The sequence below is a fragment of the Streptomyces sp. NPDC057002 genome, from assembly GCF_042673825.1.
Taxonomy (GTDB): domain Bacteria; phylum Actinomycetota; class Actinomycetes; order Streptomycetales; family Streptomycetaceae; genus Streptomyces.
In genome coordinates, this window is sequence record NZ_JBHURZ010000001.1 from 1,384,771 (window position 1) to 1,408,982 (window position 24,212).

Annotated in this window: 20 protein-coding genes; 11 read left to right on the plus strand and 9 right to left on the minus strand. The window is 71.3% G+C overall.

All coding sequences use genetic code 11. From position 1 onward, the window contains the following. The first annotated feature begins 264 nt into the window (after positions 1–264). The 3 genes from galE (at position 265) to idi (ending at position 3,238) form a co-directional block, all read left to right on the plus strand. Positions 265–1,236, plus strand: coding sequence for a UDP-glucose 4-epimerase GalE (gene galE, locus ACFT32_RS06250; protein ID WP_382486355.1), 972 nt, complete (start codon positions 265–267; stop codon positions 1,234–1,236). A 156-nt stretch (positions 1,237–1,392) separates the two neighbouring features. Continuing rightward, the gene (locus tag ACFT32_RS06255; protein WP_382486357.1) at positions 1,393–2,331 is read left to right on the plus strand and encodes a cation diffusion facilitator family transporter; all 939 of its coding nucleotides are present in this window, start codon (positions 1,393–1,395) and stop codon (positions 2,329–2,331) included. A 313-nt stretch (positions 2,332–2,644) separates the two neighbouring features. After that, positions 2,645–3,238: an isopentenyl-diphosphate Delta-isomerase gene (gene idi, locus ACFT32_RS06260; RefSeq protein WP_382486359.1), complete on the plus strand. Its 594-nt coding sequence runs from the start codon at positions 2,645–2,647 to the stop codon at positions 3,236–3,238. 54 nt (positions 3,239–3,292) lie between these two features. Here idi and ACFT32_RS06265 read toward each other — a convergent pair whose 3' ends face one another. Beyond that, the gene (locus ACFT32_RS06265; RefSeq protein WP_382487066.1) at positions 3,293–3,793 is read right to left on the minus strand and encodes an ATP-binding protein; all 501 of its coding nucleotides are present in this window, start codon (positions 3,791–3,793) and stop codon (positions 3,293–3,295) included. 218 nt (positions 3,794–4,011) lie between these two features. On the opposite strand from ACFT32_RS06265, the gene ACFT32_RS06270 reads away from it, so the two are divergent. Next, entirely contained in the window at positions 4,012–4,767 is a 756-nt protein-coding gene (locus tag ACFT32_RS06270) for an enoyl-CoA hydratase/isomerase family protein (protein ID WP_382486361.1), read from the plus strand. On the opposite strand, the gene ACFT32_RS06275 is transcribed toward ACFT32_RS06270, so the two are convergent. Next, the gene (locus ACFT32_RS06275; RefSeq protein WP_382486363.1) at positions 4,754–5,389 is read right to left on the minus strand and encodes a DJ-1/PfpI family protein; all 636 of its coding nucleotides are present in this window, start codon (positions 5,387–5,389) and stop codon (positions 4,754–4,756) included. The two genes, ACFT32_RS06270 and ACFT32_RS06275, sit on opposite strands and share 14 nt — an antisense overlap. A gap of 29 nt (positions 5,390–5,418) precedes the next feature. Continuing rightward, positions 5,419–6,378 (minus strand): GlxA family transcriptional regulator, encoded by a 960-nt coding sequence (locus ACFT32_RS06280; protein WP_382486365.1) that lies wholly within the window; start codon positions 6,376–6,378, stop codon positions 5,419–5,421. Positions 6,379–6,491: 113 nt separating this feature from the next. Here ACFT32_RS06280 and ACFT32_RS06285 point away from each other — a divergent pair, with 113 nt between their 5' ends. From ACFT32_RS06285 to ACFT32_RS06300, 4 genes are all read left to right on the plus strand, one after another. Next, complete coding sequence (locus tag ACFT32_RS06285; RefSeq protein WP_382486366.1) at positions 6,492–7,361, plus strand: hypothetical protein; 870 nt, start codon at positions 6,492–6,494, stop codon at positions 7,359–7,361. A 139-nt stretch (positions 7,362–7,500) separates the two neighbouring features. Continuing rightward, entirely contained in the window at positions 7,501–7,632 is a 132-nt protein-coding gene (locus ACFT32_RS06290; protein WP_010042827.1) for an LPFR motif small protein, read from the plus strand. Between the two features lie 102 nt (positions 7,633–7,734). Beyond that, positions 7,735–10,122: a Tex family protein gene (locus tag ACFT32_RS06295; RefSeq protein ID WP_382486368.1), complete on the plus strand. Its 2,388-nt coding sequence runs from the start codon at positions 7,735–7,737 to the stop codon at positions 10,120–10,122. Positions 10,123–10,235: 113 nt separating this feature from the next. After that, on the plus strand, positions 10,236–10,784 hold the full coding sequence (locus ACFT32_RS06300) for a putative glycolipid-binding domain-containing protein (RefSeq protein ID WP_382486370.1): 549 nt from the start codon (positions 10,236–10,238) through the stop codon (positions 10,782–10,784). Here ACFT32_RS06300 and ACFT32_RS06305 read toward each other — a convergent pair. Beyond that, positions 10,781–12,421, minus strand: coding sequence for an ABC-F family ATP-binding cassette domain-containing protein (locus tag ACFT32_RS06305; protein WP_382486372.1), 1,641 nt, complete (start codon positions 12,419–12,421; stop codon positions 10,781–10,783). The genes ACFT32_RS06300 and ACFT32_RS06305 overlap by 4 nt on opposite strands. 24 nt (positions 12,422–12,445) lie before the next feature. Next, complete coding sequence (locus ACFT32_RS06310) at positions 12,446–13,468, minus strand: oxidoreductase (RefSeq protein WP_382486374.1); 1,023 nt, start codon at positions 13,466–13,468, stop codon at positions 12,446–12,448. Between the two features lie 66 nt (positions 13,469–13,534). Here ACFT32_RS06310 and ACFT32_RS06315 point away from each other — a divergent pair, with 66 nt between their 5' ends. After that, a complete protein-coding gene (locus ACFT32_RS06315; protein ID WP_382486376.1) occupies positions 13,535–14,485 on the plus strand; it encodes an FAD-dependent oxidoreductase in 951 nt (316 codons plus the stop codon). Between the two features lie 189 nt (positions 14,486–14,674). Here the strand turns inward: ACFT32_RS06315 and ACFT32_RS06320 are convergent, their stop codons facing one another. The 3 genes from ACFT32_RS06320 to ACFT32_RS06330 form a co-directional block, all read right to left on the minus strand. After that, positions 14,675–16,399, minus strand: a complete 1,725-nt coding sequence (locus tag ACFT32_RS06320) for a BCCT family transporter (protein WP_382486378.1) — start codon at positions 16,397–16,399, stop codon at positions 14,675–14,677. A gap of 73 nt (positions 16,400–16,472) precedes the next feature. Continuing rightward, positions 16,473–17,759, minus strand: coding sequence for a M14 family metallocarboxypeptidase (locus ACFT32_RS06325; protein WP_382486380.1), 1,287 nt, complete (start codon positions 17,757–17,759; stop codon positions 16,473–16,475). Further along, complete coding sequence (locus tag ACFT32_RS06330) at positions 17,756–19,711, minus strand: Xaa-Pro dipeptidyl-peptidase (RefSeq protein ID WP_382486382.1); 1,956 nt, start codon at positions 19,709–19,711, stop codon at positions 17,756–17,758. The genes ACFT32_RS06325 and ACFT32_RS06330 overlap by 4 nt, the downstream gene beginning before the upstream one ends. 204 nt (positions 19,712–19,915) lie before the next feature. On the opposite strand from ACFT32_RS06330, the gene ACFT32_RS06335 reads away from it, so the two are divergent. After that, a complete protein-coding gene (locus ACFT32_RS06335; protein WP_382486384.1) occupies positions 19,916–21,433 on the plus strand; it encodes a M1 family metallopeptidase in 1,518 nt (505 codons plus the stop codon). A 198-nt stretch (positions 21,434–21,631) separates the two neighbouring features. After that, the gene (locus ACFT32_RS06340; RefSeq protein ID WP_382486386.1) at positions 21,632–22,519 is read left to right on the plus strand and encodes an arginase family protein; all 888 of its coding nucleotides are present in this window, start codon (positions 21,632–21,634) and stop codon (positions 22,517–22,519) included. Between the two features lie 130 nt (positions 22,520–22,649). On the opposite strand, the gene ACFT32_RS06345 is transcribed toward ACFT32_RS06340, so the two are convergent. Continuing rightward, positions 22,650–24,116, minus strand: coding sequence for an amino acid permease (locus ACFT32_RS06345; RefSeq protein ID WP_382486388.1), 1,467 nt, complete (start codon positions 24,114–24,116; stop codon positions 22,650–22,652). Positions 24,117–24,212: the final 96 nt, after the last annotated feature.

The following is a 24,212-nucleotide window of genomic DNA, read 5'->3' on the forward strand; positions in this document are numbered from 1 at the left end:
CTGGTACCGACGCGTCCGCGCCGGTGCTGTGCTGGGTGGGGGCGCCCGCTCCGGTGGCTCCCGGGCGGCATGTCGGCAGAGGCTATCGGATACCGGGAAGGCCACGTTCACCGCCTGTTAGGCAGATCGATCAACGTGGTTCGCACAAGCCTTTGCCACGATCATCATCGGGGATCCGGGGCCCGCCCCACAAACCGCGCCTCCCAGACCGGACATCGGGGACATCGCGTGGGGCCCGGTCGTGGCCGCATAGGGTGAGCGACCATGACTTGGCTGATCACAGGCGGGGCCGGCTACATCGGGGCACATGTGGCGAGGGCCATGACCGAGGCCGGGGAGCGCGTTCTGGCGCTGGACGACCTCTCGGCCGGGGTGCCCGCGCGGCTCCCTGACGACGTGCCGCTCGTGGAGGGGTCGTCGCTCGACGGTGAGCTGCTCAAACGGGTGTTCGCCGAGCATGGCGTGACGGGTGTGGTGCATCTCGCGGCGCGCAAGCAGGTCGCCGAATCGGTCGCCCAGCCGACGCGGTACTACCGGGAGAACGTCGGGGGTCTGGCGACCCTGCTGGACGCGGTGGCCGGGGCCGGCATCGAGCGCTTCGTCTTCTCCTCGTCGGCAGCCGTGTACGGCGACCCGGGTGTGGACCTCATCACGGAGGACACGCCCTGCGCGCCGGTGAACCCGTACGGCGAGACGAAGCTCACCGGTGAGTGGCTGGTGCGGGCGGCGGGGCGGGCACACGGGATCTCCACCGTATGTCTGCGGTACTTCAACGTGGCGGGCGCTGCGGCGCCGGAGCTGGCCGACACGGGTGTCTTCAACATCGTCCCGATGGTCTTCGACCGGCTGACGCGCGACGAGGCGCCGAGGATCTTCGGAGACGACTACCCGACCCCGGACGGCACCTGTATCCGTGACTACATTCACGTCGCCGACCTGGCCGAGGCGCATCTCGCGGCGGCCCGGCGGCTCGCCGACGGGGGCGTCACGGGCGATCTGACGGTCAACATCGGGCGCGGCGAGGGCGTCTCGGTGCGCGAACTCATCACGGTCATCGGCGAGGTCACCGGCGACCGGCGGCCGCCGCTCGTCGAGGGGCGCCGCCCGGGGGACGCCCCGCGGGCGGTGGCCTCGGCGGCCCGGGCGGCCGAGGAGCTCGGCTGGACCGCGCGGCGCGGGGTGCCCGAGATGGCCGAGTCGGCGTGGCGCGGCTGGCTGCTGCACCACGGCTCGTGAACAGCTCCCGACGCGCTGAGGGTGCCCTGACCAGCGCATCGTTTCCGCAGGTCAGGGCACATGACAACGGTGTTCAGTGCCGCGTTGCACATACCCCCTCCCCGTAGTTCACTGGGGCACCCGGGCACGATCGGACGGACACAGGAGGCGGCTTTCATGGGGGCTGGGCACGATCACGGGCACGCGCACGGAGCGTCGCCCGGTGGTACCGCGACGTCGGCGTACCGCGGCAGACTGCGGGCCGCGCTGGCGATCACGCTCGGCATCGTGGTGGTCCAGATCGTCGGCGGGCTTCTCGCGGACTCGCTCGCGCTCGTCGCGGACTCGGCGCACATGGCGACGGACGCGCTGGGCCTGATCATGGCGCTGCTCGCGATCCACTTCGCGGGCCGCCCGCCCAGCGACCGGGCCACCTTCGGCTACGCGCGGGCCGAGATCCTCGCCGCCCTGGCCAACTGCCTGCTGCTGCTCGGGGTCGGCGGGTACGTCGTGTACGAGTCGGTCCAGCGCTTCATCACCCCGGCGGACACCGAGGGCGGGCTCGCCGTCGTGTTCGGTGTGATCGGCCTGGTCGCGAACATGGTGTCGCTGGCGCTGCTGATGGGCGGCCAGAAGGAGAGCCTGAACGTGCGCGGCGCGTTCCTGGAGGTGGCGGCGGACGCGCTGGGCTCCGTCACGGTGATCGTCTCGGCCACGGTGATCATGCTCACCGGCTGGCAGGCCGCCGACCCCATCGCCTCGCTCGTCATCGCCCTGATGATCGCTCCGCGCACGTGGAAGCTGCTCCGCGAGACGCTCGACGTGCTGCTGGAAGCGGCGCCCAAGGGAGTCGACATGGCGGAGGTACGGGCCCACATCCTGGCGACCGACGGGGTGGAGGACGTCCACGACCTGCACGCCTGGACGATCACCTCGGGCATGCCGGTGCTCTCGGCGCATGTGGTCGTCAGCTCGGAGGCGCTGAGCGCGATCGGCCACGAGAAGATGCTCCACGAGTTGCAGGGCTGCCTCGGCGACCACTTCGACGTGGAGCACTGCACCTTCCAGCTGGAGCCGACCGGGCACGCGGAGCACGAGGCGCACCTCTGCCACTGAGAGGCACACCTCTGCCACTGACACGGTGACTGATGAGGTGCCCGGGGCCGGTGGGGCGCATTCCGATCCGAGTGCGCCGGGGGACGCAGCGTTACGGCGCACGCCCACGCCCTGCCCCTCCCCGCACCGGCAGGGACGATTTTCGGCCCAGCGCGCCGGGCACGATCAGCTCCTGGGTCCCTCTTCCGGCGTCGAGCGGCGCCGCCCGCGCTCCGCGCTGCCGCGCGGGGACATGCGGGCACGCCGCGAAGTGCCGGGAGTGCCGGATTCGTACGGCAGACTTGGGGCGCGAAGACCGATGTGAAGGATGGGTATGCCGATCACACCTGCCACCGCGACGCACAACCCGTCGAACGGCACCGCAGACGCGATTTTGCTGGAACTGGTCGACGAGGACGGCGTGACGATCGGCACCGCGGAGAAGCTCGCCGCCCACCAGCCACCCGGACAGCTGCACCGCGCGTTCTCCGTGTTCCTCTTCGACGAGTACGGCAGGCTGCTGCTCCAGCAGCGCGCGCTCGGCAAGTACCACTCCCCCGGTGTGTGGTCCAACACCTGCTGCGGCCATCCCTACCCCGGCGAGGCGCCCTTCGCGGCGGCGGCGCGCCGGACCTTCGAGGAACTCGGCGCCTCCCCGTCCCTGCTGGCCGAGGCGGGCACGGTCCGCTACAACCACCCGGACCCGGAGTCCGGTCTTGTGGAGCAGGAGTACAACCACCTCTTCGTCGGCATGGTGCAGGCCGTGCTGCGGCCGGATCCGGAGGAGGTGGCGTCGACGGCGTTCGTGACGCCGCCCGAGCTGGCGGAGCGGCATGCCAAGGACACCTTCTCGTCCTGGTTCATGACCGTCCTGGACACGGCCCGGCCGGCGATCAGGGAGCTCACGGGAGAGTCGGCCGGCTGGTGACGAAGAAGACCCTGACGGCAGGGCCGGAGAGGCTTTGAAGAAGCCGGACAGGCTTTAGGGGAAGCGTGTGGGCTTGAGCGGCAGGGCGGCCCAGATCACCTTGCCGCCGCTCGCGGTGTATTCGACCTCACACCTGCCGCCCGCCTCCCGGGTGACCTCGCGCACCAGGAGCAGCCCGCGGCCGCCGGTCCGGCCGTGGTCGGCCTCCAGGGCGGTGGGCCGGTACGGGTGGTTGTCCTCCACGGACACACGCAGCCACTCCGCCCCTACGGCCACCTCGACGGCGACCGTGGGCGACAGCACCGCCGCGTGCTTCACGGCGTTCGTCACCAGCTCCGAGACGATCAGCAGCAGCCCTTGGGCCAGGTCGTCCGAGACCGGCACACCCTGGCGCAGCAGCAGGTCCCGTACGGCGTGCCGGGCCTGCGGGACCGAGGCGTCGACCGCCGGCGCGGTGAACCGCCAGACTCCCTCGTACGGCAGCGGATCCGCGGGCCCGAGGGGCACCGCGCCGCCCTGTGGGCGTGGGCCGGACCCATGCCCCTCGTCGTCCATCGTCCGGTCGCCACCCTCGCGCTCGATTGTCGCCACATCTCGAGTGTTGGTAAGGATGCGCTCCGCACCCCGGGACTGAACAGAAGTCAGCAACTATCGAGCACTTCTGACCGTTGGCGTATGACACGGTCAGTTGTGGGACTGGTCCTGTCCCTGTTGTGCCGTCTCGGCGAACTATTCGGGTTGTACGGGTTTGCCTTCCGGATAGCATCCGGCCCATGGAGCCGCAGCTGCTGTACAGCGTGACCGACTCGGTCGCGACGGTCGTCATCCGTCATCCGGAGAAGCGCAACGCCATGACGGCCACGATGTGGCGCTCGCTGCCGCCGTTGCTGGAGGCGTCGGCGGACGATCCGGCCGTGCGGGCGCTGGTGCTCACCGGCGAGGGCGGGACGTTCTGCGCCGGTGCCGACATCTCAACGCTCCGGGGCTCGCCGGAGGAGGCGCAGGGTCTTGCCGTGCGGGCCGAGGAGGCGCTCGCCGCGTTTCCGAAGCCGACGCTGGCCGCCGTGCGCGGGCACTGTGTGGGCGGCGGGGCACAGCTGGCGGCGGCCTGTGATCTGCGGTTCGCCGAGGAGGGCGCGCTGTTCGGTGTGACGCCCGCGAAGCTCGGCATCGTGTACCCGGCGTCCTCGACCAGGCGGCTGGTGTCCCTGGTGGGTCCGGCCACCGCCAAGTATCTGCTGTTCTCCGGTGAGCTGATCGGCACGGAGCGGGCGCTGCGCACCGGTCTTGCCGACGAGGTGCTGCCCGAGGGTGAACTCGGCGAGCGGGTCGCCGAGTTCACCCGGACCCTCGTGTCCCGTTCGCAGCTGACGCAGGCGGCGGCGAAGGAGTTCGCGAACGGCGGTACGGACCGGGACGAGCACTGGACCGGGCAGGCGCGCGCGAGCGGCGACACCGCGGAGGGCGTCGCCGCTTTCCTGGAGCGCAGGCAGCCGCGATTCGACTGGAGTGTGTCTACGTCAGGATGACGTCGGCGTGCGACCGGAGCAGTTCGACGAGGTGCGCGGGGGCTTTCTCCGGCGATCCGGCGTCGTAGGGCGGCTGCGGGTCGTACTCGGTGGCGAGCTGGACCAGCTGGGCGTGTTCGTCGCCCGCGATCCGGCCGAGGAGGGTCAGTCCCATGTCGATGCCGGAGGAGACGCCGGCCGCGGTGACGTACTTGCCGTCGGTGACGACCCGCTCCCCGGTCGGCTCGGCGCCGAAGCGCTTCAGCTCCTCCAGGGTCAGCCAGTGGGAGGTCGCGCGACGGCCCCGGAGGAGTCCGGCGGCGGCGAGCAGCAGGGAGCCGGTGCACACCGACGTCGTCCAGGTGCTGCCCGCGTCGGCGGCGCGCAGCCAGTCCAGGAGCGGCTCGTGCGCCATCAGTGACTCCTGGCCCGGGCCGCCGGGCACGACGACGATGTCGGGGTTCGGTACGTCGGCCAGGGTCCGGTCGGCGGTGAGCGCGAGGTTCCCCGTCTCGTTCCGTACGGGGCCGGTCCCCTCGGCGACGAAGACGGTCTCCGCGTCCGGGATGCGGCCGAGGGTTTCGTAGGGGCCGACGGCGTCGAGGGCGGTGAAGCGGTCGTAGAGGACGATGGCGATCTGCATGGGGGGTCCCTTCTGGTCGGGTGAGGAACTCAGGGCGTGGTCGCGGGGCGGAAGCGGCGGCGGTACTCGGCCGGGGGTGTGCCGAGGGCTTTGACGAAGGCCCGGCGCATGGCCTCGGGGGTGCCGTAGCCGCTGGTGCGGGAGATCTCCTCGATGCCGTCGGTGGTGTCTTCCAGGAGACGGCGGGCGTGTTCGAGGCGGACGCGGTCCACGTACCGCCCGGGCGTCATACCGGTCTCGGCCCGGAAGGCACGGGCGAAATGGCGGGGCGAGAGGCGGGCGCGGGCGGCGAGCGCGTCCACGCAGAGGTCGGCGTCCGGGCGTTCCGTGATGAACCGCTGGACGTCCCGGAGGGGCTCCCGGTGAGCGGTCTGGGCTTCGAGCTGGGCGCTGAACTGGGCCTGGTTCCCGGGTCGCCGCAGGAAGACCACCAGGTGGCGGGCGATGGCCAGGGCGGCGTCCCGGCCCAGGTCCTCCTCGACCAGGGCCAGGGCGAGGTCGATGCCGGCGGTGACACCGGCCGAGGTGGCGATGTGCCCGTCGCGCACAAAGACGGGGTCGGGGTCGATCTCGACGGCCGGGTGGTCACGGGCCAGCCGGTCGCAGTACGCCCAGTGCGTCGTGGCGCGGCGGCCGTCCAGGAGCCCGGCCTCGGCGAGCACGGCCGCACCGGTGCACACGGAGACCAGGCGCACGGCACGCGGCCCGTGCTCGCGCACCCAGCCGACCAGGCGCGGGTCCGGATCCAGGGAGCCCGGACCGCCGGGGACGAGCAGGGTGTGCGGGTCGGACGCGTCGGCCAGGGACTCGTCGGGTACGAGGGTCAGGCCGCTGGTGGTCCGCACGGGCACCCCGTCCGGGGAGGCCGTGCGGATCCGGTACGTCCCCGGGGAGAGCAGCTCCGCGCCCGCGAAGACCTCCACGGGCCCCGTGACGTCGAGACTCTGCACGCCGTCGAAGAGGACGGCGAGAACGGTGCGCTGGGCCATGCCTTGATTCTTCGCGGGCCCGGAGTGTGGCCGCAATGACGAACTTCCCACCTTTCCTGCCATGGGATGTGCGGCCCTGGAAGGCATACCAAGCGGTTGGTAACCTGCCCGGCATGACGACTGCCGCCCTTGAGCCGCGCGCCGGCCGACGCTGCCAGAACGTGCTCAACTCCCTGCACGCGACGCACTACTTCTCGCCGGATCTGGGACGGGAAGTGGGTGCCGCCGGGATCACCCATCCCCACGCCGTGAACTTCGCCGTACGGTCCGCCGCCCTCGGCCCGGTCGGGCCCGGTGCGGTGGCGGCGGCCTTCTACAACTACAAGTACGAGCTCGTGGCCCGGCACGTGCCGGCGGTGTGGGAGAGCGCCACACCCGGCCAGGTGCTGGCGGCACGCGCGCGTGCGGTCGACGCGACGCTGCGGCGCCTGCTGGGCGAAGAGGCCCTGGCGTCGGCGGAGATGGCCGAGGCCGCGCGGCTGGCGCTGCGCGCCACCGAAGCCTGTTCGCGCGGTGCGAGGCCGCTGTACGCCGCCCATGCCGACCTGCCCGTCCCCGAGGAGCCGCACCTCGCGTACTGGCACGCGGCGACCCTGCTGCGCGAGCACCGGGGCGACGGGCACCTGGCCGCCCTGATGTCCGCGGGTCTCGACGGTCTCGAGGCGATGGTGACCCACACGGCGACGGGCAAGGGCATGGCGCCGAAGTGGGTGTTCACGACCCGGGGCTGGAGCCAGGAGGACTGGGACGCGGCGACGGACCGGCTGCGTGAGCGCGGGCTGCTGGACACGGCCGGCGAGCTCTCCGAGCGGGGTGCCGCCCTGCGCGAGGAGATCGAGCGGGAGACGGACCGGCTCGACCGGGCCCCGTACGAGCACCTGGGTCCGGAGGGCGTGGCCCGGCTGACCGAGCTCGGCGCCGGTTTCGCGCAGGCCGCGCTCGTGGCCGGTGCCTTCCCGGCGGATCTGATCGGCAAGGGCTGAGGGCCGCGGGGCTCGGCGGCTTGCACCGGGGTGAACCGTGGCCGGGACACGCGTGTTCGGTCGTGACGCATGGTGAAGCGTCAGTGAGGTACCCGCCCTTTACCGGCCAGTGCGGTCGGGAGAGGAAAGGGGAATGAACGTGTTCCGTGCTATCGCAGACGTGCTGCGCCAGATCGGCGGCGCCATCGCCACCGTCGTGACGCTGCCCTTCCGGGCCCTGGCCCGGCTCTTCGGCGGGGCCTCGTCCTCCACCCGCAGCCGCAGGGTCTGATCGGGGGCCACTCCCGACCTGCCGGGCCGCCCTGGACCCCGAGTGTCGGTGTCACCTGCCACAATTGCCGCGCAACCTCAGTGGAGAAGGCGGTACGGGATCGTGACGACACCCGGGTCCAACGGGTCCATCAACGCAGTGTCCATCGAAGGCAGGATCGCCGAGGAGCTCGGCGTACGGGAGCGGCAGGTCAGGGCCGCCGTGGAACTGCTCGACGGCGGTTCTACGGTGCCCTTCATCGCTCGCTACCGCAAGGAAGCGACCGAGATGCTCGACGACGCGCAGCTGCGCACGCTCGAGGAGCGGCTGCGCTATCTGCGGGAACTCGAGGAGCGGCGGACGGCGATCCTGGAGTCGGTGCGCGAGCAGGGCAAGCTCACCGAGGAGCTGGAGGCACGGATCCGGGGCGCCGAGACCAAGGCGCGCCTGGAGGACATCTACCTCCCGTACAAACCCAAGCGGCGCACCAAGGCGCAGATCGCCCGCGAGGCGGGTCTCGAGCCGCTGGCGGAGGGGCTGCTCGGTGACCCGGGCGTCGAGCCCCTCGCCGCGGCCGCCGCGTTCGTCGACGCAGACAAGGGCGTGGCCGATCCGCAGGCCGCCCTCGACGGCGCCCGGGCGATCCTCACCGAGCGGTTCTCGGAGGACGCCGACCTGATCGGCGAGCTGCGCGAGCGCATGTGGGTGCGCGGGCGACTGGCCGCCAAGGTGCGGGACGGCAAGGAGGAGGCGGGGGCGAAGTTCGCCGACTACTTCGACTTCGCCGAGCCGTTCACCGAGCTGCCCTCGCACCGCGTGCTGGCCATGCTGCGCGGCGAGAAGGAGGAAGTCCTCGAACTGGCCCTGGAGCCCGAGGAGGCCACGGACGGCCCGTCGTCCTACGAGGGGATCGTCGCGAACCGGTTCGGGATCGCCGACCGGGGCCGCCCCGGCGACAAGTGGCTCAAGGACACGGTCCGCTGGGCCTGGCGCACCCGCATCCTCGTGCACCTCGGCATCGACCTGCGGCTGCGGCTGCGCACGGCCGCCGAGGACGAGGCGGTGCGGGTCTTCGCGGCGAACCTGCGCGACCTGCTGCTCGCCGCCCCGGCGGGCACGCGCGCGACGCTCGGCCTGGACCCCGGCTTCCGTACGGGCGTGAAGGTCGCCGTGGTGGACGCCACTGGCAAGGTCGTCGCCACGGACGTCATCCACCCGCACGTCCCCGCCAACCGGTGGGACGAGGCCGTCGCCAAGCTGGCCCGGCTCGCGAAGGAGCACGCGGTCGAGCTGGTCGCCATCGGCAACGGCACGGCGTCCCGCGAGACCGACAAGCTCGCCGGGGAGCTGATCACCAAGCACCCGGAGCTGAAGCTCACGAAGGTGATGGTGTCCGAGGCCGGCGCGTCCGTGTACTCGGCGTCCGCGTTCGCCTCGCAGGAGCTGCCCGACATGGACGTGTCGCTGCGCGGTGCCGTGTCGATCGCGCGCCGGCTGCAGGACCCGCTGGCCGAGCTGGTGAAGATCGACCCGAAGTCGATCGGTGTCGGCCAGTACCAGCACGACCTGTCCGAGCTGAAGCTGTCGCGTTCGCTGGACGCGGTGGTGGAGGACTGTGTGAACGGCGTGGGCGTGGACGTCAACACGGCCTCCGCCCCGCTGCTCGCCCGGGTCTCGGGCATCACCTCCGGCCTCGCCGAGAACATCGTGGCGCACCGTGACACCAACGGGCCGTTCACGTCCCGGGGCGGGCTGAAGAAGGTGGCGCGGCTCGGTCCCAAGGCGTACGAGCAGTGTGCGGGCTTCCTGCGGATCCGTGGCGGTGACGACCCGCTGGACGCGTCCAGCGTGCACCCGGAGGCCTATCCGGTCGTGCGGCGCATGGTGAAGACCAGCGGCCAGGAGGTCGGCGCGCTCATCGGCAACACCGGTGCGCTGCGCTCGCTGAAGCCGCAGGACTTCGTGGACGATTCGTTCGGTCTGCCGACCGTCACCGACATCCTGAAGGAGCTGGAGAAGCCGGGCCGCGACCCGCGTCCGGGCTTCAAGACGGCCGCCTTCCAGGAGGGCGTGGAGAAGATCTCCGACCTGTCGTCCGGGATGGTCCTGGAGGGCGTCGTGACGAACGTCGCCGCGTTCGGGGCGTTCGTCGACGTCGGTGTGCACCAGGACGGCCTGGTGCACGTCTCCGCGATGTCGAAGACGTTCGTCAAGGACCCGCGGGACGTGGTGAAGCCCGGGGACATCGTCAAGGTGAAGGTCCTCGACGTCGACATCCCGCGCAAGCGGATCTCGCTGACGCTGCGGCTGGACGACGAGGCGGCGGCCTCGCAGGGCCAGGGCGGCGGCTCCGGTGAGCGCCGGCAGCGGGGTGGGCGTCCGCCGCAGCAGCGGCAGGGCGGGCGTGGCGGTGGTGGCGGTTCGCGTCAGGCGCCGCCGCCTGCCAATAGCGCGATGGCCGATGCGTTGCGCCGCGCGGGGCTGGCGGACCCCAAGGGGCGCAAGCGCTGACAGCTCCGCCAGGGAGGTTGTGGGGAGCTGCGGGTCCGTTGTGGCTGGTCGCGCAGTTCCCCGCGCCCCTGGGAAAGCGGCGCTTCGCGCCCTTTCCGTTCTAGGGTTGCTGGATGGGTGCCATCACCTGGGAAGTGTCCGGGAGCCAGGGGTTCGAGACCGCCTGGGCCGAGCAGGAGGACGGTGTGCTGCGGGCCCGGGGGCGGGCCGTCGGTACCGTGCCCGAGCCGTACTGGATCTCGTACGAGCTCGAGACGGCCGAAGGCTTCGTGACCCGGCGGTTGAGTGTCACCGCGGAGGCCGAGGCCGGTACCCGCTCGCTCGATCTGCTCCACGACGGTCAGGGCCGCTGGACCGCCAACGGCGAGCCGCTCCCCGACGTCGACGGTGCGCTCGACTGCGATCTGGGGCTGTGCCCGCTCACCAACACCATGCCGGTGCTCCGGCACGGGCTCCATCTGGCGTCCGGCGAGCGGGAGTTCCTGATGGCCTGGGTGTCGGTGCCGGATCTGGCGGTGCGGCCGTCGCGGCAGACGTACACGCATCTGGGGCCGGGGCGGGTCCGTTTCGCCTCCGGTGACTTCCGCAGCGACCTGGAGTTCGACGAGGAGGGGTACGTCGTGGAGTACCCCTCCCTCGCCACCCGCCTGACGGCCCGCTAGCGCTCGGTCACCTTGCCGTCCGCCACCTCCAGGCGGCGCGTCACGTGGACGGCGTCCAGCATGCGGCGGTCGTGTGTGACCAGCAGGAGCGTGCCCTCGTAGGCGTCGAGGGCCGACTCGAGCTGCTCGATGGCGGGCAGGTCGAGGTGGTTGGTCGGCTCGTCGAGGACCAGGAGGTTGACGCCCCGGCCCTGGAGCAGCGCCAGGGCGGCTCTCGTGCGCTCGCCCGGGGAGAGGGTCGCCGCCGGGCGCAGGACATGCTCCGACTTGAGGCCGAACTTGGCCAGGAGGGTGCGGATCTCGACCGGTTCGGTGTCCGGGACGGCCGCCCGGAAGGCGTCGAGCAGGGCTTCCTGGCCGTGGAACAGCTTGCGGGCCTGGTCGACCTCGCCGAGCAGGACACCCGAGCCGAGCGCGGCGTGCCCGGCGTCGAGCGGGACACGGCCGAGCAGGGCGGCCAGCAGCGTGGACTTGCCCGCGCCGTTCGCGCCGGTCACCGCCACCCGGTCCGCCCAGTCGATCTGGAGGGACACCGGGCCGAGGACGAAGTCGCCGCGGCGCACCTCGGCGTCCCTCAGGGTCGCGACGACGGCTCCCGAGCGCGGGGCCGACGCGATCTCCATGCGCAGTTCCCACTCCTTGCGCGGCTCCTCGACGACGTCGAGACGCTCGATCATGCGCTGGGTCTGCCGGGCCTTCGCTGCCTGCTTCTCGCTGGCCTCGCTGCGGAACTTGCGGCCGATCTTGTCGTTGTCGTTGCCCGCCTTGCGGCGCGCGTTCTTCACGCCCTTGTCCATCCAGGACCGCTGTGTCTGGGCGCGGTCCTGAAGAGCCGCCTTCTTGTCGGCGTACTCCTCGAACTCGTCGCGGGCGTGCCGGCGGGCGACGTCCCGCTCCTCGAGGTAGGCGTCGTAGCCGCCGCCGTAGAGGTTGATCTGCCCTTGGGCGAGGTCGAGTTCGAGGACCTTGGTGACAGTGCGGGTGAGGAACTCGCGGTCGTGGCTGACGACGACCGTGCCGGCGCGCAGGCCGCTCACAAAGCGTTCGAGGCGTTCCAGGCCGTCCAGGTCGAGGTCGTTGGTCGGCTCGTCGAGGAGGAAGACGTCGTAGCGGGAGAGCAGCAGGGAGGCGAGGCCGGCGCGGGCCGCCTGGCCGCCGGACAGGGACGTCATCGGCTGGTCCAGGTCGACCGCGAGGCCCAGTGAGTCGGCGACCTCCTCGGCGCGTTCGTCGAGGTCGGCGCCGCCGAGACCGAGCCAGCGCTCCAGGCTGGTGGCGTAGGCGTCGTCGGCGCCGGGGGCCCCGTCGACCAGGGCCTGGGTCGCCTCGTCCATGGTCCGCTGGGCCTCGGCGACGCCGGTGCGGCGGGCCAGGAACGCCCGTACGGTCTCGCCGGGCCGGCGGTCCGGCTCCTGCGGGAGGTGGCCGACGGTGGCGGTCGGCGGGGACAGGCGCAGTTCGCCCTGCTCGGGTGCGGTGAGTCCGGCGAGCATCCTGAGCAGGGTGGACTTGCCGGCGCCGTTGGCTCCGACCAGGCCGATCACATCCCCGGGCGCGACGACGAGGTCGAGCCCGGTGAACAGGGAGCGGTCGCCGTGGCCGGCGGCGAGGTTCTTGGCGACGAGGGTGGCAGTCATCAGATCGCCGATTTTAATGGGCGCTCAGTGGGTCACTGCCGTCACCAGGACACTTCCGGAGGTGCGCGCCACCACGTAGGACCGTCCCTTCACCGCCCTGGCGTCGAGGGCGATGTGGTGACGGCCCGGTTCGAGGACGCCGTCGAAGATCTCGTGGGTGTGGGTGCGGGAGAGCCGGTCGAGGCGGTACGCGGTCAGGGTGACCCGGCAGGCGGAGGTGACCTCGATGTCCGCCCCGCCGTCGGCGGCGGTCAGACCGGTGAGGCGGCGCTGTGCCAACGACCCCCGGTCCAGGGCGTGTTCGATCTGGGCGACGATGAGGGGGACGATCGGGGCGTGGCCGTCGACATAGGCGACGGGGACCTCGGCCTGTTCGAAGGCGCGGCGGACGGCGGCACGGTCCCGCTCGCCGGTCGCGTGGCCGAAGGCGACGGCGCCGTAGGCGCGCAGTTCGTCGGCGGGCACTCCGTCGGCGTCGTGGGCGATGTCGGCGCCGACGCCGATGGTGCGTAATGCCGCGGCGAGCTTGGCCAGGACGGCGACGCGGGCGCCGATCAGCAGGACGCGGCGCCGGGTGTCCGGGGCGGAGCCGTTCAGCAGGGCACTCAGGGCCGCGCGGTACTCGGCGCCGCGGAAGCGGAACGGGCCGATGCCGTGGTAGCCGTTGAGGTCGAGGTCGGCGTGTTCGTCGGTCTGCCAGGCGAAGTCCCGCCAGATGAAGTCCTCGCCGTCCCGCCGGATGATCGCGGTGACGGCTCCGCAGGCCAGATCCTCGCACTCGGGGCAGCCGTAGACGACGTAGCGGCCCTCGGGCAGGGGTGCCGGGCTTTCCAGGAGCAGGCTGCGGACCTGCGCGGTGAAGATGGCGGGCGGGACGTCGGAGGCGAGCGGGGAGACCGCGTCGAGGTCGGAGAGCCGGAACAGCAGCGGGCGTCCGTCGACGATGAAGTCCACGAAGTCCCGGTGGACCTGGTAACCACCGTCGTGGAGAACTCCGCCGGCCCGCATCGCGGGTGCCAGGCCGAAGGTCGCGTATTCAGGACACATGCTGTGAGTATCCCCATACTGCGCGTGATGTGAGCACGGCATGACACATTCCGCTACGGTCCCGGCATGGCGGGCGAGCGAAGTGACGAGATCGTGGTGGTCGGCGGCGGGGTCGTCGGGCTGACGACGGCTGTGCTGCTGGCCGAACGCGGGCGGCGGGTGCGGGTGTGGACGCGGGATGCCGTCGAGGCGACCACCTCAGCGGTCGCGGGGGCGCTGTGGTGGCCGTACCGGATCGAGCCGGTCGCGCTCGCGCGTGCGTGGGCGCTGCGGTCGCTGGAGGTGTACGAGGAGCTGGCGGCGCGGCCCGCACCGACCGGCGTACGCATGGTCGAAGGGGTACTGGGCGAGACCCGTCTCGACGAGGTGGACGGCTGGCTGGCGGGGCGGGTGCCGGGGCTGCGGCCGGCCACGGCCGGGGAGTACGCGGGTACGGGCGTCCGGGCACGGCTTCCCCTGATCGACATGCCCGCTCATCTGCCGTGGCTGCGGGAGCGGTTCGTGGCGGCGGGCGGGGTGGTCGAGGCCCGTACGGTGTCCTCGTTCGCGGAGGCCGACGCGCCGGTCGTGGTCAACTGCACGGGGCTGGGGGCGCGTGAGCTGGTGCCGGATCCGACCGTGCGGCCCGTGCGCGGGCAGTTGGTGGTCGTGGAGAACCCCGGCATCGACACATGGCTCGTCACCGCCGACGCGGCCGGGGACTACGCGTACCTGTTTCCGCAGCCGGGCGGGCTCGTCCTCGGCGGTACGGCGGAGGAGGACGCGTGGTCGCCGGAGCCCGACCCCGCGACGGCCGAGGCGATCGTCCGCCGCTGCGCGGCGCTGCGGCCGGAGATCGCCGGGGCGCGGGTCCTGGAACACCGGGTCGGACTGCGCCCGGCCCGCCCCGCGGTCCGACTGGACCGCGACGCCCTGCCGGACGGCCGGCTCCTGGTGCACAACTACGGCCACGGCGGCGCCGGGGTCACGGTGGCGTGGGGATGCGCTCAGGAGGCGGCGCGGCTGGTGTGCGACTGAGGGGACGGGGCGCCGCGCGGCTGACTGCCCCCAGCCGAGGCGAGGGGCGGACGCCGCCGGGCGAAGGCAGTCATCACCCCAGTCGAGAACGCTCGGGCGTCAAAAGGCCGGATGCCCCCGGCCGAAGGCATCGGAGCCGTCAGGCTCCGACGCCCCGGCCGGGGGCATCCGTCAGGGCGGTCAGTCGTATCAGTGCTTGCCGATGGGGTCGCCCTCGACGTCCGGGCCGACGCCCGGGCCGACACGGAACTCGAAGTCGCCGTCGTACTTCTCGTGGCCTGCCATGACGGCCATTTCGACGGCCTCGGAACCCATCTGCTCACGCACGATCACCGGGTCACGGCGCAGGTCGCGCATGAGGGCGACGCACATGAAGGTCATCACGACGACGAACGGCGCCGCGGCGAGGATGGTGAGGTTCTGCAGACCTGTCAGCGCGTCGCCCGAGCCGCTGCCGACGAGCAGCATGATCGCGGCCACCGCACCGGTGACGACGCCCCAGAACACCACCACCAGGCGGCCGGGTTCGAGCGCGCCCTTCTGCGAGAGCGTGCCCATGACGATCGACGCCGCGTCGGCACCCGAGACGAAGAAGATGCCGACAAGGACCATCACCAGCAGGCTGGTGGCGGTGGCGATGGGGAACTGCTGCAGCACGTCGAAGAGCTGGCCCTCGGGGGTCGCCTCCTTGCCGAGCTTGCCCTCCTCCTGCATCTTCATCGCCGAGCCGCCGAAGATCGCGAACCAGACCAGGCTGACCGTGCTGGGCACGAGGATGACGCCGCCGACGAACTGCCGGATGGTCCGGCCCCGGCTGATCCGGGCGATGAACATGCCGACGAACGGCGTCCAGGAGATCCACCACGCCCAGTAGAAGACGGTCCAGCTGCCCAGCCAGTCCGCGACGCCCTCCCCGCCGCTGGCCTCCGTACGGCCGGCCAGCTGGGGCAGATCGCCGAGGTAGGCGAAGACAGACGTCGGCAGCAGGTCGAGGACGATGATGGTCGGGCCCGCCACGAACACGAACAGAGTGAGGATCAGCGCCAGCACCATGTTGGTGTTGGACAGCCACTGGATGCCCTTCTCCACACCGGAGATCGCGGAAGCGACGAAGGCCAGGGTCAGTACCGCGATGATCGTGACGAGCAGCCCGGTGCTCACCTTGTCCATCCACTTCAGCTCCTGCACACCGGAGCCGATCTGGAGGGCGCCGAGCCCCAGCGAGGCGGCGGAGCCGAAGATGGTCGCGACGATCGCGAGGATGTCGATGACCCGGCCGGCGGCGCCGTTCGCGTGCTTCTTGCCGATGAGCGGGGTGAAGACGGCGCTGATGGTCTGGCGGCGCCGCCTGCGGAAGGTGCTGTAGGCGATGGCGAGGCCCACCACGGCGTAGATCGCCCAGGGATGGAGCGTCCAGTGGAACAGGGTGGTGGCCATGGCCGTCTCCATGCGTTCGCCGGAGTCGGCCGGGTCGGTGCCCGGCGGGGGCGTCGAGTAGTGCGACAGCGGCTCGCTCACGCCGTAGAACATCAGGCCGATGCCCATGCCCGCGCTGAACATCATCGCGACCCAGGACACCGTGCGGAACTCGGGCTCCTCACCCTCCGCACCGAGGTGGATACGGCCGTAACGGCTGATCGCGAGCCAGAGGGCGAACACGACGAAGCCGGAGGCGGCGAGCATGAACGCCCAGCCGCCGTTGTGCATCAGCCCGCTGAGCATGCTGCCGGAGACGGATTCGAGCGAGTCGGTCGCCGTGGCACCCCAGATCACGAAGGCGACCGTGAGCGCCGCCGTGACACCGAAGACGATCCGGTCGGTCTGGGGCGTCTCCTGACCGGGGAGGCCCGCTTCCGATCCCGGCAGCGCGCCTCCCTTATGGGGGTCGTTCTCGCTTGGTCGGTCGTGTGTCACAGGCGGCACCTTTCATTGGAACGTAGGAGGACCGTAAGTCCTCCGTAACGCCCCTACCACGTGTGGCGCAAATTCATCCTCCTGAACATTGCGGTTCGGACTCGGCTGCCGTGAGGTGGTACGTGGCCCGTTCGTCGAGCAGCAACGGGACGAGTGCCCGCAGGGGCTGGCGCAGGGGGACGAGCACGCCCTCGGCGTCCCGTCGTACGCGCACACCGTGCAGCGCGAGTTCGTCGCCGACCTCGGTGTACTGCGCGGCGGTGAGCCGGTAGCCGCAGGGCGGGTTCTGGATCACCTCGGCGGGTTCGGGCGTGTCGTTGTCGGCGCCGCCGACGTAGACGGGGCCGGTGGCAGCCAAGCCGGCGAGCCGGGCCCTGGCCGTCGTGGCCTCGATGCGGCCCCGGCGCTGGTCGGTGTAACCGAACAGACCCTTGAGCGCGTCCAGTTGGGAGGTGACCCGGCGCCGGTTGTTCAGCGCCTCGTCCGCCTTCTCCGCTTCGGTGAGCGGGTCGACGCGGCTCTCGATGAGCAGTCCGACCGAATGCTTTACACCGGACATATTGCGCAAAATGCGCTCCTGTCCATCTCCGGCGACCTGTTTGACCGGTTCGCCGGTTTCGGGGTCGGTCCAGATGCCGTAGGTGCCGGTCGAGTGGCCGGCCCGCTGTGCCGCGGGGCGGACATAGGCCTCGGAGAGGGTCTGCGCCTCGTCGTGGACCGCGTCGTGGGTGTTGAGGTTGCGCGGCCACAGGTCGAATAGGGCTTTGTCGTAGTACGGGGGTGTCGCGCCGTATTCGTGCAGGTCGTAGATGATGTCGGGGCGCTGGTCGCGGATGAGCGCTGCCAGGGCGCGGCCCTCGGCGGTCTGCAGGGCGAGGTGGTCGCGGTTGATGTCGACGCCGTCGCTGTTGCCGCGGGTGTTCGCGGCCCGGCCGTCGGGGTTGGCCGTGGGCACGACGAGGACGGTGGTGCGGTCCAGGAAGCGCCGGGTACGGCTGTCGCGGGCGTGTGCGAGGTCACGGACGGTGCTGAGACAGGCCTCGCGGCCAGAGGGTTCGTCGCCGTGCTGGCTGCACACGAGGAGCACCTTGTTCGGGCTCGGGCTCGTGCCGATCCGGACGAGTTGGAGCGGGCGGTCCTGCTTCGTCGTACCGAAGCGGGTCAGGGAGACCCGGCCGCTCGACCGGTCGACGGCCTTGAGGAAGTCCTGCTCCTCGGGCTGGGTGGTCCAGCGGGCGCCGTCGGTCCGCTCGAAGCCGGTGCGCGGCGGGGAGTCGCCGGCCGTGGCCGCCTGGGCGGGGACGGCCACCAGGGATGCGGCGAGGGCGGCGGTCAGGGTCAGGGCGCGGACGCGGTTCACTGGGTTCCCTCCGGGACGCGGTGGGTGGAGCGCGGTTGCCGTACGCCGTCCAGGAGCGCGGCGACGGGCGGGGTGAGCGCGGCACCCGCGGTGGCGCGGGCGAAGGCGGCGGGTCCGCCGACGAACGGCACGTCGGCCGAGGTTCGCGAGAGGTCGAGCGCCAGCTTCGGCGTGTCGGCGGGAGCGTCGATGAGGCCCTTGTCGGTGCCCGCGACGATCAGCGCCAGACGGTGGCCCTTCGGGACGACATGGTCGGTCGCCGCCAGGTCGAGGGTGATCGTGTACCGCTTGCCCGGGGTGAGCGGGGAGCCCTTGTCGTCCGAGGCGTGGTTGCCGAGGTCGGCCCAGCCGCGGCTGACGACCGTGTAGTCGACGTCGGCGGTCTTGGCCTTCGCCTCCTTGAAGCAGGAGTTGTCGCCGGCGGTGCTCGCGCCCCAGCAGGTGCGGTTCGTGAGAGTGGTGATGCCTTCGCCGGCGTCGGCGTAGTCGCGGATGGTGTCGGGGCCGATGTCCACGAGGACGGCGGAGAGATGGGCCGTCGGGGCGGAGGGCGTCGCGGTGACAGTGACCTCGGAGGAGCCGGACAGGCGCAGGTCGCGGGTGAGCGGCCCGGTGGCGAAACCGGCCTTCTCCGGTGTCGGCTTGTCGACCTGAGCGGCCCAGTCGGTCTCGCTCAGCTTCGGGTCGTCGGTGAAGGTCTCGGTGCCGTGGCCGCGGTGCAGGCCGAGGGTGCCGACGCCGGGCTGGGTTCCCCGGTCGGGGCGCAGGGTGGTGTCCCGGGTGCCGGCCGGCGGCCAGACCTTGGAGGTGCTCCACTGGTCGGGACGGCGTTCGATGTCCGCCATGGGCTCGCGGTCGATGCCGTTGTCGTAGCCCATGAGTTCGTGGTCGAACCAGCGGTGCAGGGTGTCGACCCAGGTGGCGCGGCGGAAGTCGAAGGGGTCGACGTGGCCGGTCTGGGAGAGCCAGATCTTGCGCTCGACGCCGTGCTTCGCGAGGGCGTCCCACCACTGGCCGACGTGCTTCATGCGCACGTTGAGGTCCTGCATGCCGTGGATCAGGAAGACGCTGGCCCTGACCTTCTTCGCGTCCTTCACATAGTCGCGCTCGGTCCACAGCGGGGTCCGGTCGCCGGTGCGCGGGGCCCCGTCGACGAGCTTCTGCTGCACGGCGCCGCACTTCTCGCGGGCGTCGGGGCTGTTGACGTAGTCGGACAGCCACTCGGGGCCGGAGTCGTAGAGCGGGGCGCCCTGCTGGAAGTAGTAGTCGTACCAGGAGGAGATGGCGCTGATCGGGACGATGGTCTTCAGTCCCTTGACGCCGGTGGCGGCGACGCCGTTGGCGATGGTGCCGTCCCAGCTCTTGCCGATCATGCCCGTGCGGCCGTTCGTCCAGCCGGCCTTGGCCCGGGTGGTGCCGGTGCGGGTCGTGTAGGCCTTGGCGCGGCCGTTCAGCCAGTCGACGACGGCCTTCGCCGACTGGACGTCGGAGCGTCCGCCGACGTCGTCGCAGCCGTCGGAGCGGTTGGTTCCGGCCAGGTCGACGCCGACGAAGGCGTAGCCGCGGGGCACGAAGTAGTTGTCGTAGTACAGCGGCATCTGGACGACGTCGCCGTTCGCGTCGTACGTCTTGCGCTGGCTCTCGTTGCCGCGCCCGCAGCAGGAGTAGTACGGGCTGGCGTCCATGATGACGGGAACCTTGCGGCCCTGCCGGGCGGGTTCGCGGGGGCGGACGATGTCGACGGCGACGCGGTCGGCCTTACCGTCGCCGTCGCCGTCGAGTCCGGTGTCCACCCAGACGGCCTCGCGGACGGCCTTGTCGTACGAGTAGACGGGTTCGCTCCCGCGCGGGGCGGCCTGTGCCGCGGCCGGGGTGAGCAGGGTGGCCAAGAGGGCGGCCGTGGCCGCCGTCGCGAGCGGTCTCCAGGTCGTGAAGCGCGTGCGTTTCGGCATGCGCCGGACGCTACATCGGTGAACTCCTGTTCAGAAGAGGGCAGCTGACGGACCGGCGTGTCCGGGAGGGGCCCGGGGGCTCGGCCGGTGCCTCATGTCGGCCGAATGGCGATCGTGTGACAGCAGGGACCATGGACATGACTGGTGACACAGGGAGTCAATAGGCTCCGGACAGCTTTCGGGACCTACGACTTGGAGCCTTGCGTGCACCGCAGAATCATCGCGCCGGGAGCCCTGGCAGCGGCCGTTCTCCTGCTGGCGATCCCGGCGTCGGCCGCGCCCCACTCCCCCGGCGCGCCGGGCATCGGTGACCCCTACTACCCGGCCTACGGGAACGGCGGATACGACGTCTCCCACTACGACCTCCGGCTGAAGTACCAGCCGGCCACGGACGAACTGGAGGGCACGGCGACCCTCGTGGCCCGCACCACGCAGGAGCTGTCGAGCTTCAACCTGGACTTCCTTTTGGACGTCGGCGAGGTGCGCGTCAACGGCGCGAAGGCCTCGTTCAGGACGTCGGGCGAGCACGAGCTGGAGATCACGCCTGGGACGCCGCTGGCCAAGGGCGCGCCCGTGACGGTCGTCGTGCGCTATCGCGGGGTGCCGTCGTCGAAGCAGGCCTACGGCTTCACCAGCTGGCACCGGACCCCGGACGGCGGTGTCGCGGCGAACGAGCCCGAGGCCGCGGCGTGGTGGTTCCCCGGTAACGACCACCCGCTCGACAAGGCCACCTACGACGTGTCCGTACTGGTCCCGGACGGCACCCAGGCCATCTCCAACGGCACGCTCCAGTCGACGAGTTCACGGCTCGGCTGGACTCGTTGGAACTGGCGCTCGAACAAGCCGCAGGCCACGTACCTCGCCACGCTCGCGGTCGGGAAGTTCGACATCACGACGGGCACTACCGAGAGCGGCGTTCCGGTCCTCAACGCCTACAGCAAGGAGCTGGGCGACCACGCCGGCGCGGCACGGGCGAGCATCGAACGGACCGGGGAGATCGCGGACTGGCTGGCCGGGTACTTCGGGCCGTACCCCTACAACGCGCTCGGCGGATACGTGCCGAACACGACCACGGGCTACGCGCTGGAGACGCAGACCCGGCCGTACTACAGCCCGCGGCAGTTCGCGAACGGGTCGAACGTGTCACTCGTCGTCCATGAGATCGCCCACCAGTGGTACGGGGACGACGTGTCCCTCAAGCGCTGGAAGGACATCTGGATCAACGAGGGGTTCGCACGGTACGCGCAGTGGCTCTGGTCGGAGCACGAGGGCGAGGGCACGGCGCAGGAACTCGCCGACTACGTGTACGCCTCGCATCCGGCGGACGACTCGTTCTGGACGGTGAAGCCCGGGGACCCGGGGCCGGAGAACCAGTTCCACGCGGCGGTCTACGACCGGGGCGCACTGGCCGTCCAGGCACTGCGCAACGAGATCGGCGACGAGGCGTTCTTCGCGATCCTCAAGGGCTGGCCCCAGAAGTACGCCCATGGCAACGCGTCGGTCGCCGACTTCCGGCGCTACGCCGAGGAGGTGTCCGGGAAGCCCCTGGCCGCGCTCTTCGACACATGGCTGTTCCAGGCGTCCAAGCCGACGTCGGCGGCGGCCCGGACCGCGTCCGTCGCGAAGGCCGGCGGGACGGTGACGCAGCCCAAGTCGTGGAAGAAGATCAAGGCGACGAACGGGGCGCACGAGCACGGCCCGGCCGCACGGGGGTCGCGTTGATCTAGCGCGGGCTCTCATGCCGCCGGGGCGGCCCGGGGGGCGCAGCGGCATCGCGCCGCCAGGGCGGCAGAGGTGGGGGCTAGTAGGCGCAGCGCCCTCACTCCGCCCGGCGTCGGCGCGCCTGCTCCCCGGTGTCGGTCTACCGTGGCCCCATACGCCCGGGTGTACGGGCCCGGGCCGCGTTCGGAGGAGCCGGGCGTGCGGGATGTGGCGATCGTCGAGGCGCCGTCCGTGCTGGGGCTGCGGCCGACCGGGGTCGAGGGACTGCCGGAGGCGCTGCTCGGGGCCGGGCTGGCCGAGGGGCTGGGAGCGGTGCGGGCGGGCCGGGTGGAGCCGCCCGGCTACGACCCGGAGCGGGATCCGGACACCGGGGTGCTCAACCCGGACGGCATCGCGGGGTACTCCGGCGCGTTGGCCGATGCCGTCGGCGGGGTCCTCGACGACGGCCGGTTCCCCGTGGTGCTGGGCGGCGACTGCAGCGTGCTCCTCGGCAACCTGCTCGCGCTGCGCCGCCGGGACCGGCACGGCCTGCTCTTCCTCGACGGGCACACCGACTTCTACCAGCCGTCGGCGGAGCCCACCGGTGAGGCGGCCTCGATGGAACTCGCCCTGGCCACCGGGCGCGGCCCGCACGTCCTGGCCGACCTGGAGGGCCGGGGCCCCCTGGTGCGGGACGAGGACGTCGTCGCCCTGGGCTTCCGGGACGCGGAGGAATCCGCGTCCTACGGCATGCAGCCGCTGCCGTCCGCGCTGCACACGATGGACCTGGACACCGTTCGTGCCCTGGGGGCGGCCGGGGCGGCCCAGCGCGCCGTCGGCCTGCTGACCGGCGACGGCACGGGCGCCGGGTACTGGATCCACCTCGACGTCGACGTACTGGACGACGCGGCCATGCCCGCCGTCGACTACCGCCTGCCCGGCGGCCTGACCTGGCAGGAACTGGAGACCGTCCTGCACACGGCCCTCTCCGACAGCGGAGCCGTGGGCCTCGACGTAGCCATCTTCAACCCCCTGCTGGATCCCGACAGCTCGCTCGCGAAGCGCCTGACGCAGTGTCTGGTACGGAGCTTCGACGGGCAGGGCTGAGGCGGTCCGAGCCGTGCCGCCTCAGTGCCGTGACGCCCTTCACCGACGGCACGGTGGCGTCACCCCGGACATACCTGATCCCCGACATGACGCCACCGTGGACGGGGCCACTGACAACGGCCCCGGGTTGCTACTTCGTCAGCTGCGACAGCTCCTGGTCGGCCGTCGCGGACACCCTGCGGCGGACGCCGAACCAGCCCGCGACCAGCATGGCCGCGATCAGCGGGACGAGCAGGAGGGTCCTGCGGCCGACCTCGGGGTCGTTCCACATCATGCCGAGGCAGGCCAGCAGGAAGACGACCGTGGCGATCTCCGTGACCGGGCTGCCGGGGAGGCGGAAGGAGGGGCGCTCGACCAGGCCCGCCTTGGCGCGGCGGACGAAGACCAGGTGGCAGATCATGATGATCACCCAGGTGCTGATGATGCCGAGGGAGGCGACGTTCAGCACGATCTCGAAGGCCTGGGCCGGCACCAGGTAGTTCAGGCCGACGCCGAGCACGCACACCGCGCAGGTCAGCAGGATGCCACCGTAGGGGACCTGACTGCGGTTCATACGGGCCGTGAACTTCGGGGCCGATCCCGCCATCGCCATCGAGCGGAGGATGCGGCCCGTGGAGTACAGGCCGGAGTTGAGGGAGGACATCGCCGCCGTGAGGACCACCAGGTTCATCACGTCGCCCGCCGCGGGGATGCCGATCTTCGACAGGACCGTGACGAAGGGGCTCTGGTCGGCCGAGTAGACCGAGCCGGGCAGGAGCAGGGCCAGCAGGACGACCGAGCCGACGTAGAAGAGCCCGACCCGCCACATGATCGAGTTCACCGCGCGCGGGACGACCTTCTCCGGCTCGGCGGTCTCACCCGCGGCGACACCGACCAGTTCCAGCGCGGCGTACGCGAAGATCACGCCCTGCATGACCAGGACGACGGGCATCATGCCGTGCGGGAAGACGCCGCCGTTCTCCGTGATCACGCTCATGCCCGGTGTCTGGCCGCCCACCTTGTGCTGCGTGGCGAGCAGGAAGATGCCGATGAACATGAAGCCGACGAGCGTGGCGACCTTGATGATCGAGAACCAGAACTCCATCTCACCGAAGATCTTCACCGAGATCAGGTTCACGGCCAGCACGACCGCGAGGGCGGCCAGCGCGAGCACCCACTGCGGGATGTCGGTGAACAGGCTCCAGTAGTGCGTGTAGAGCGCGATCGCGGTGATGTCGGCGATGCCGGTGGTCGACCAGTTCAGGAAGTACATCCAGCCGGCGACATAGGCGCCCTTCTCGCCGAGGAACTCGCGCGCGTACGACACGAAGGAGCCCGAGGAGGGGCGGTAGAGCACGAGTTCGCCGAGGGCCTTCACGACGAAGAAGGCGAAGACGCCGCACACCAGGTAGGCGATCGCCAGTGCCGGGCCCGCGTTGTGCAGCCGCCCGCCGGCGCCCAGGAAGAGTCCGGTGCCGATCGCGCCTCCGATGGCGATCATGTTGACGTGGCGGGCTTTGAGGTCCTTGCTGTAGCCGGCGTCACCCGCGTCCGCGGGCACCTGGGCCGCGTCGCTACGGGATGCGGCTGCTGCCGTGTTCACGGCGTCCTTGCTCACGGTGGATCCACTTCTCTGGTGCGCCCGAGCGGGTCACGCTCGGCTTGTCCGGACGTACATAAGGTCTGCGCCCTCGGTAAAGGCACAGACCAAGGG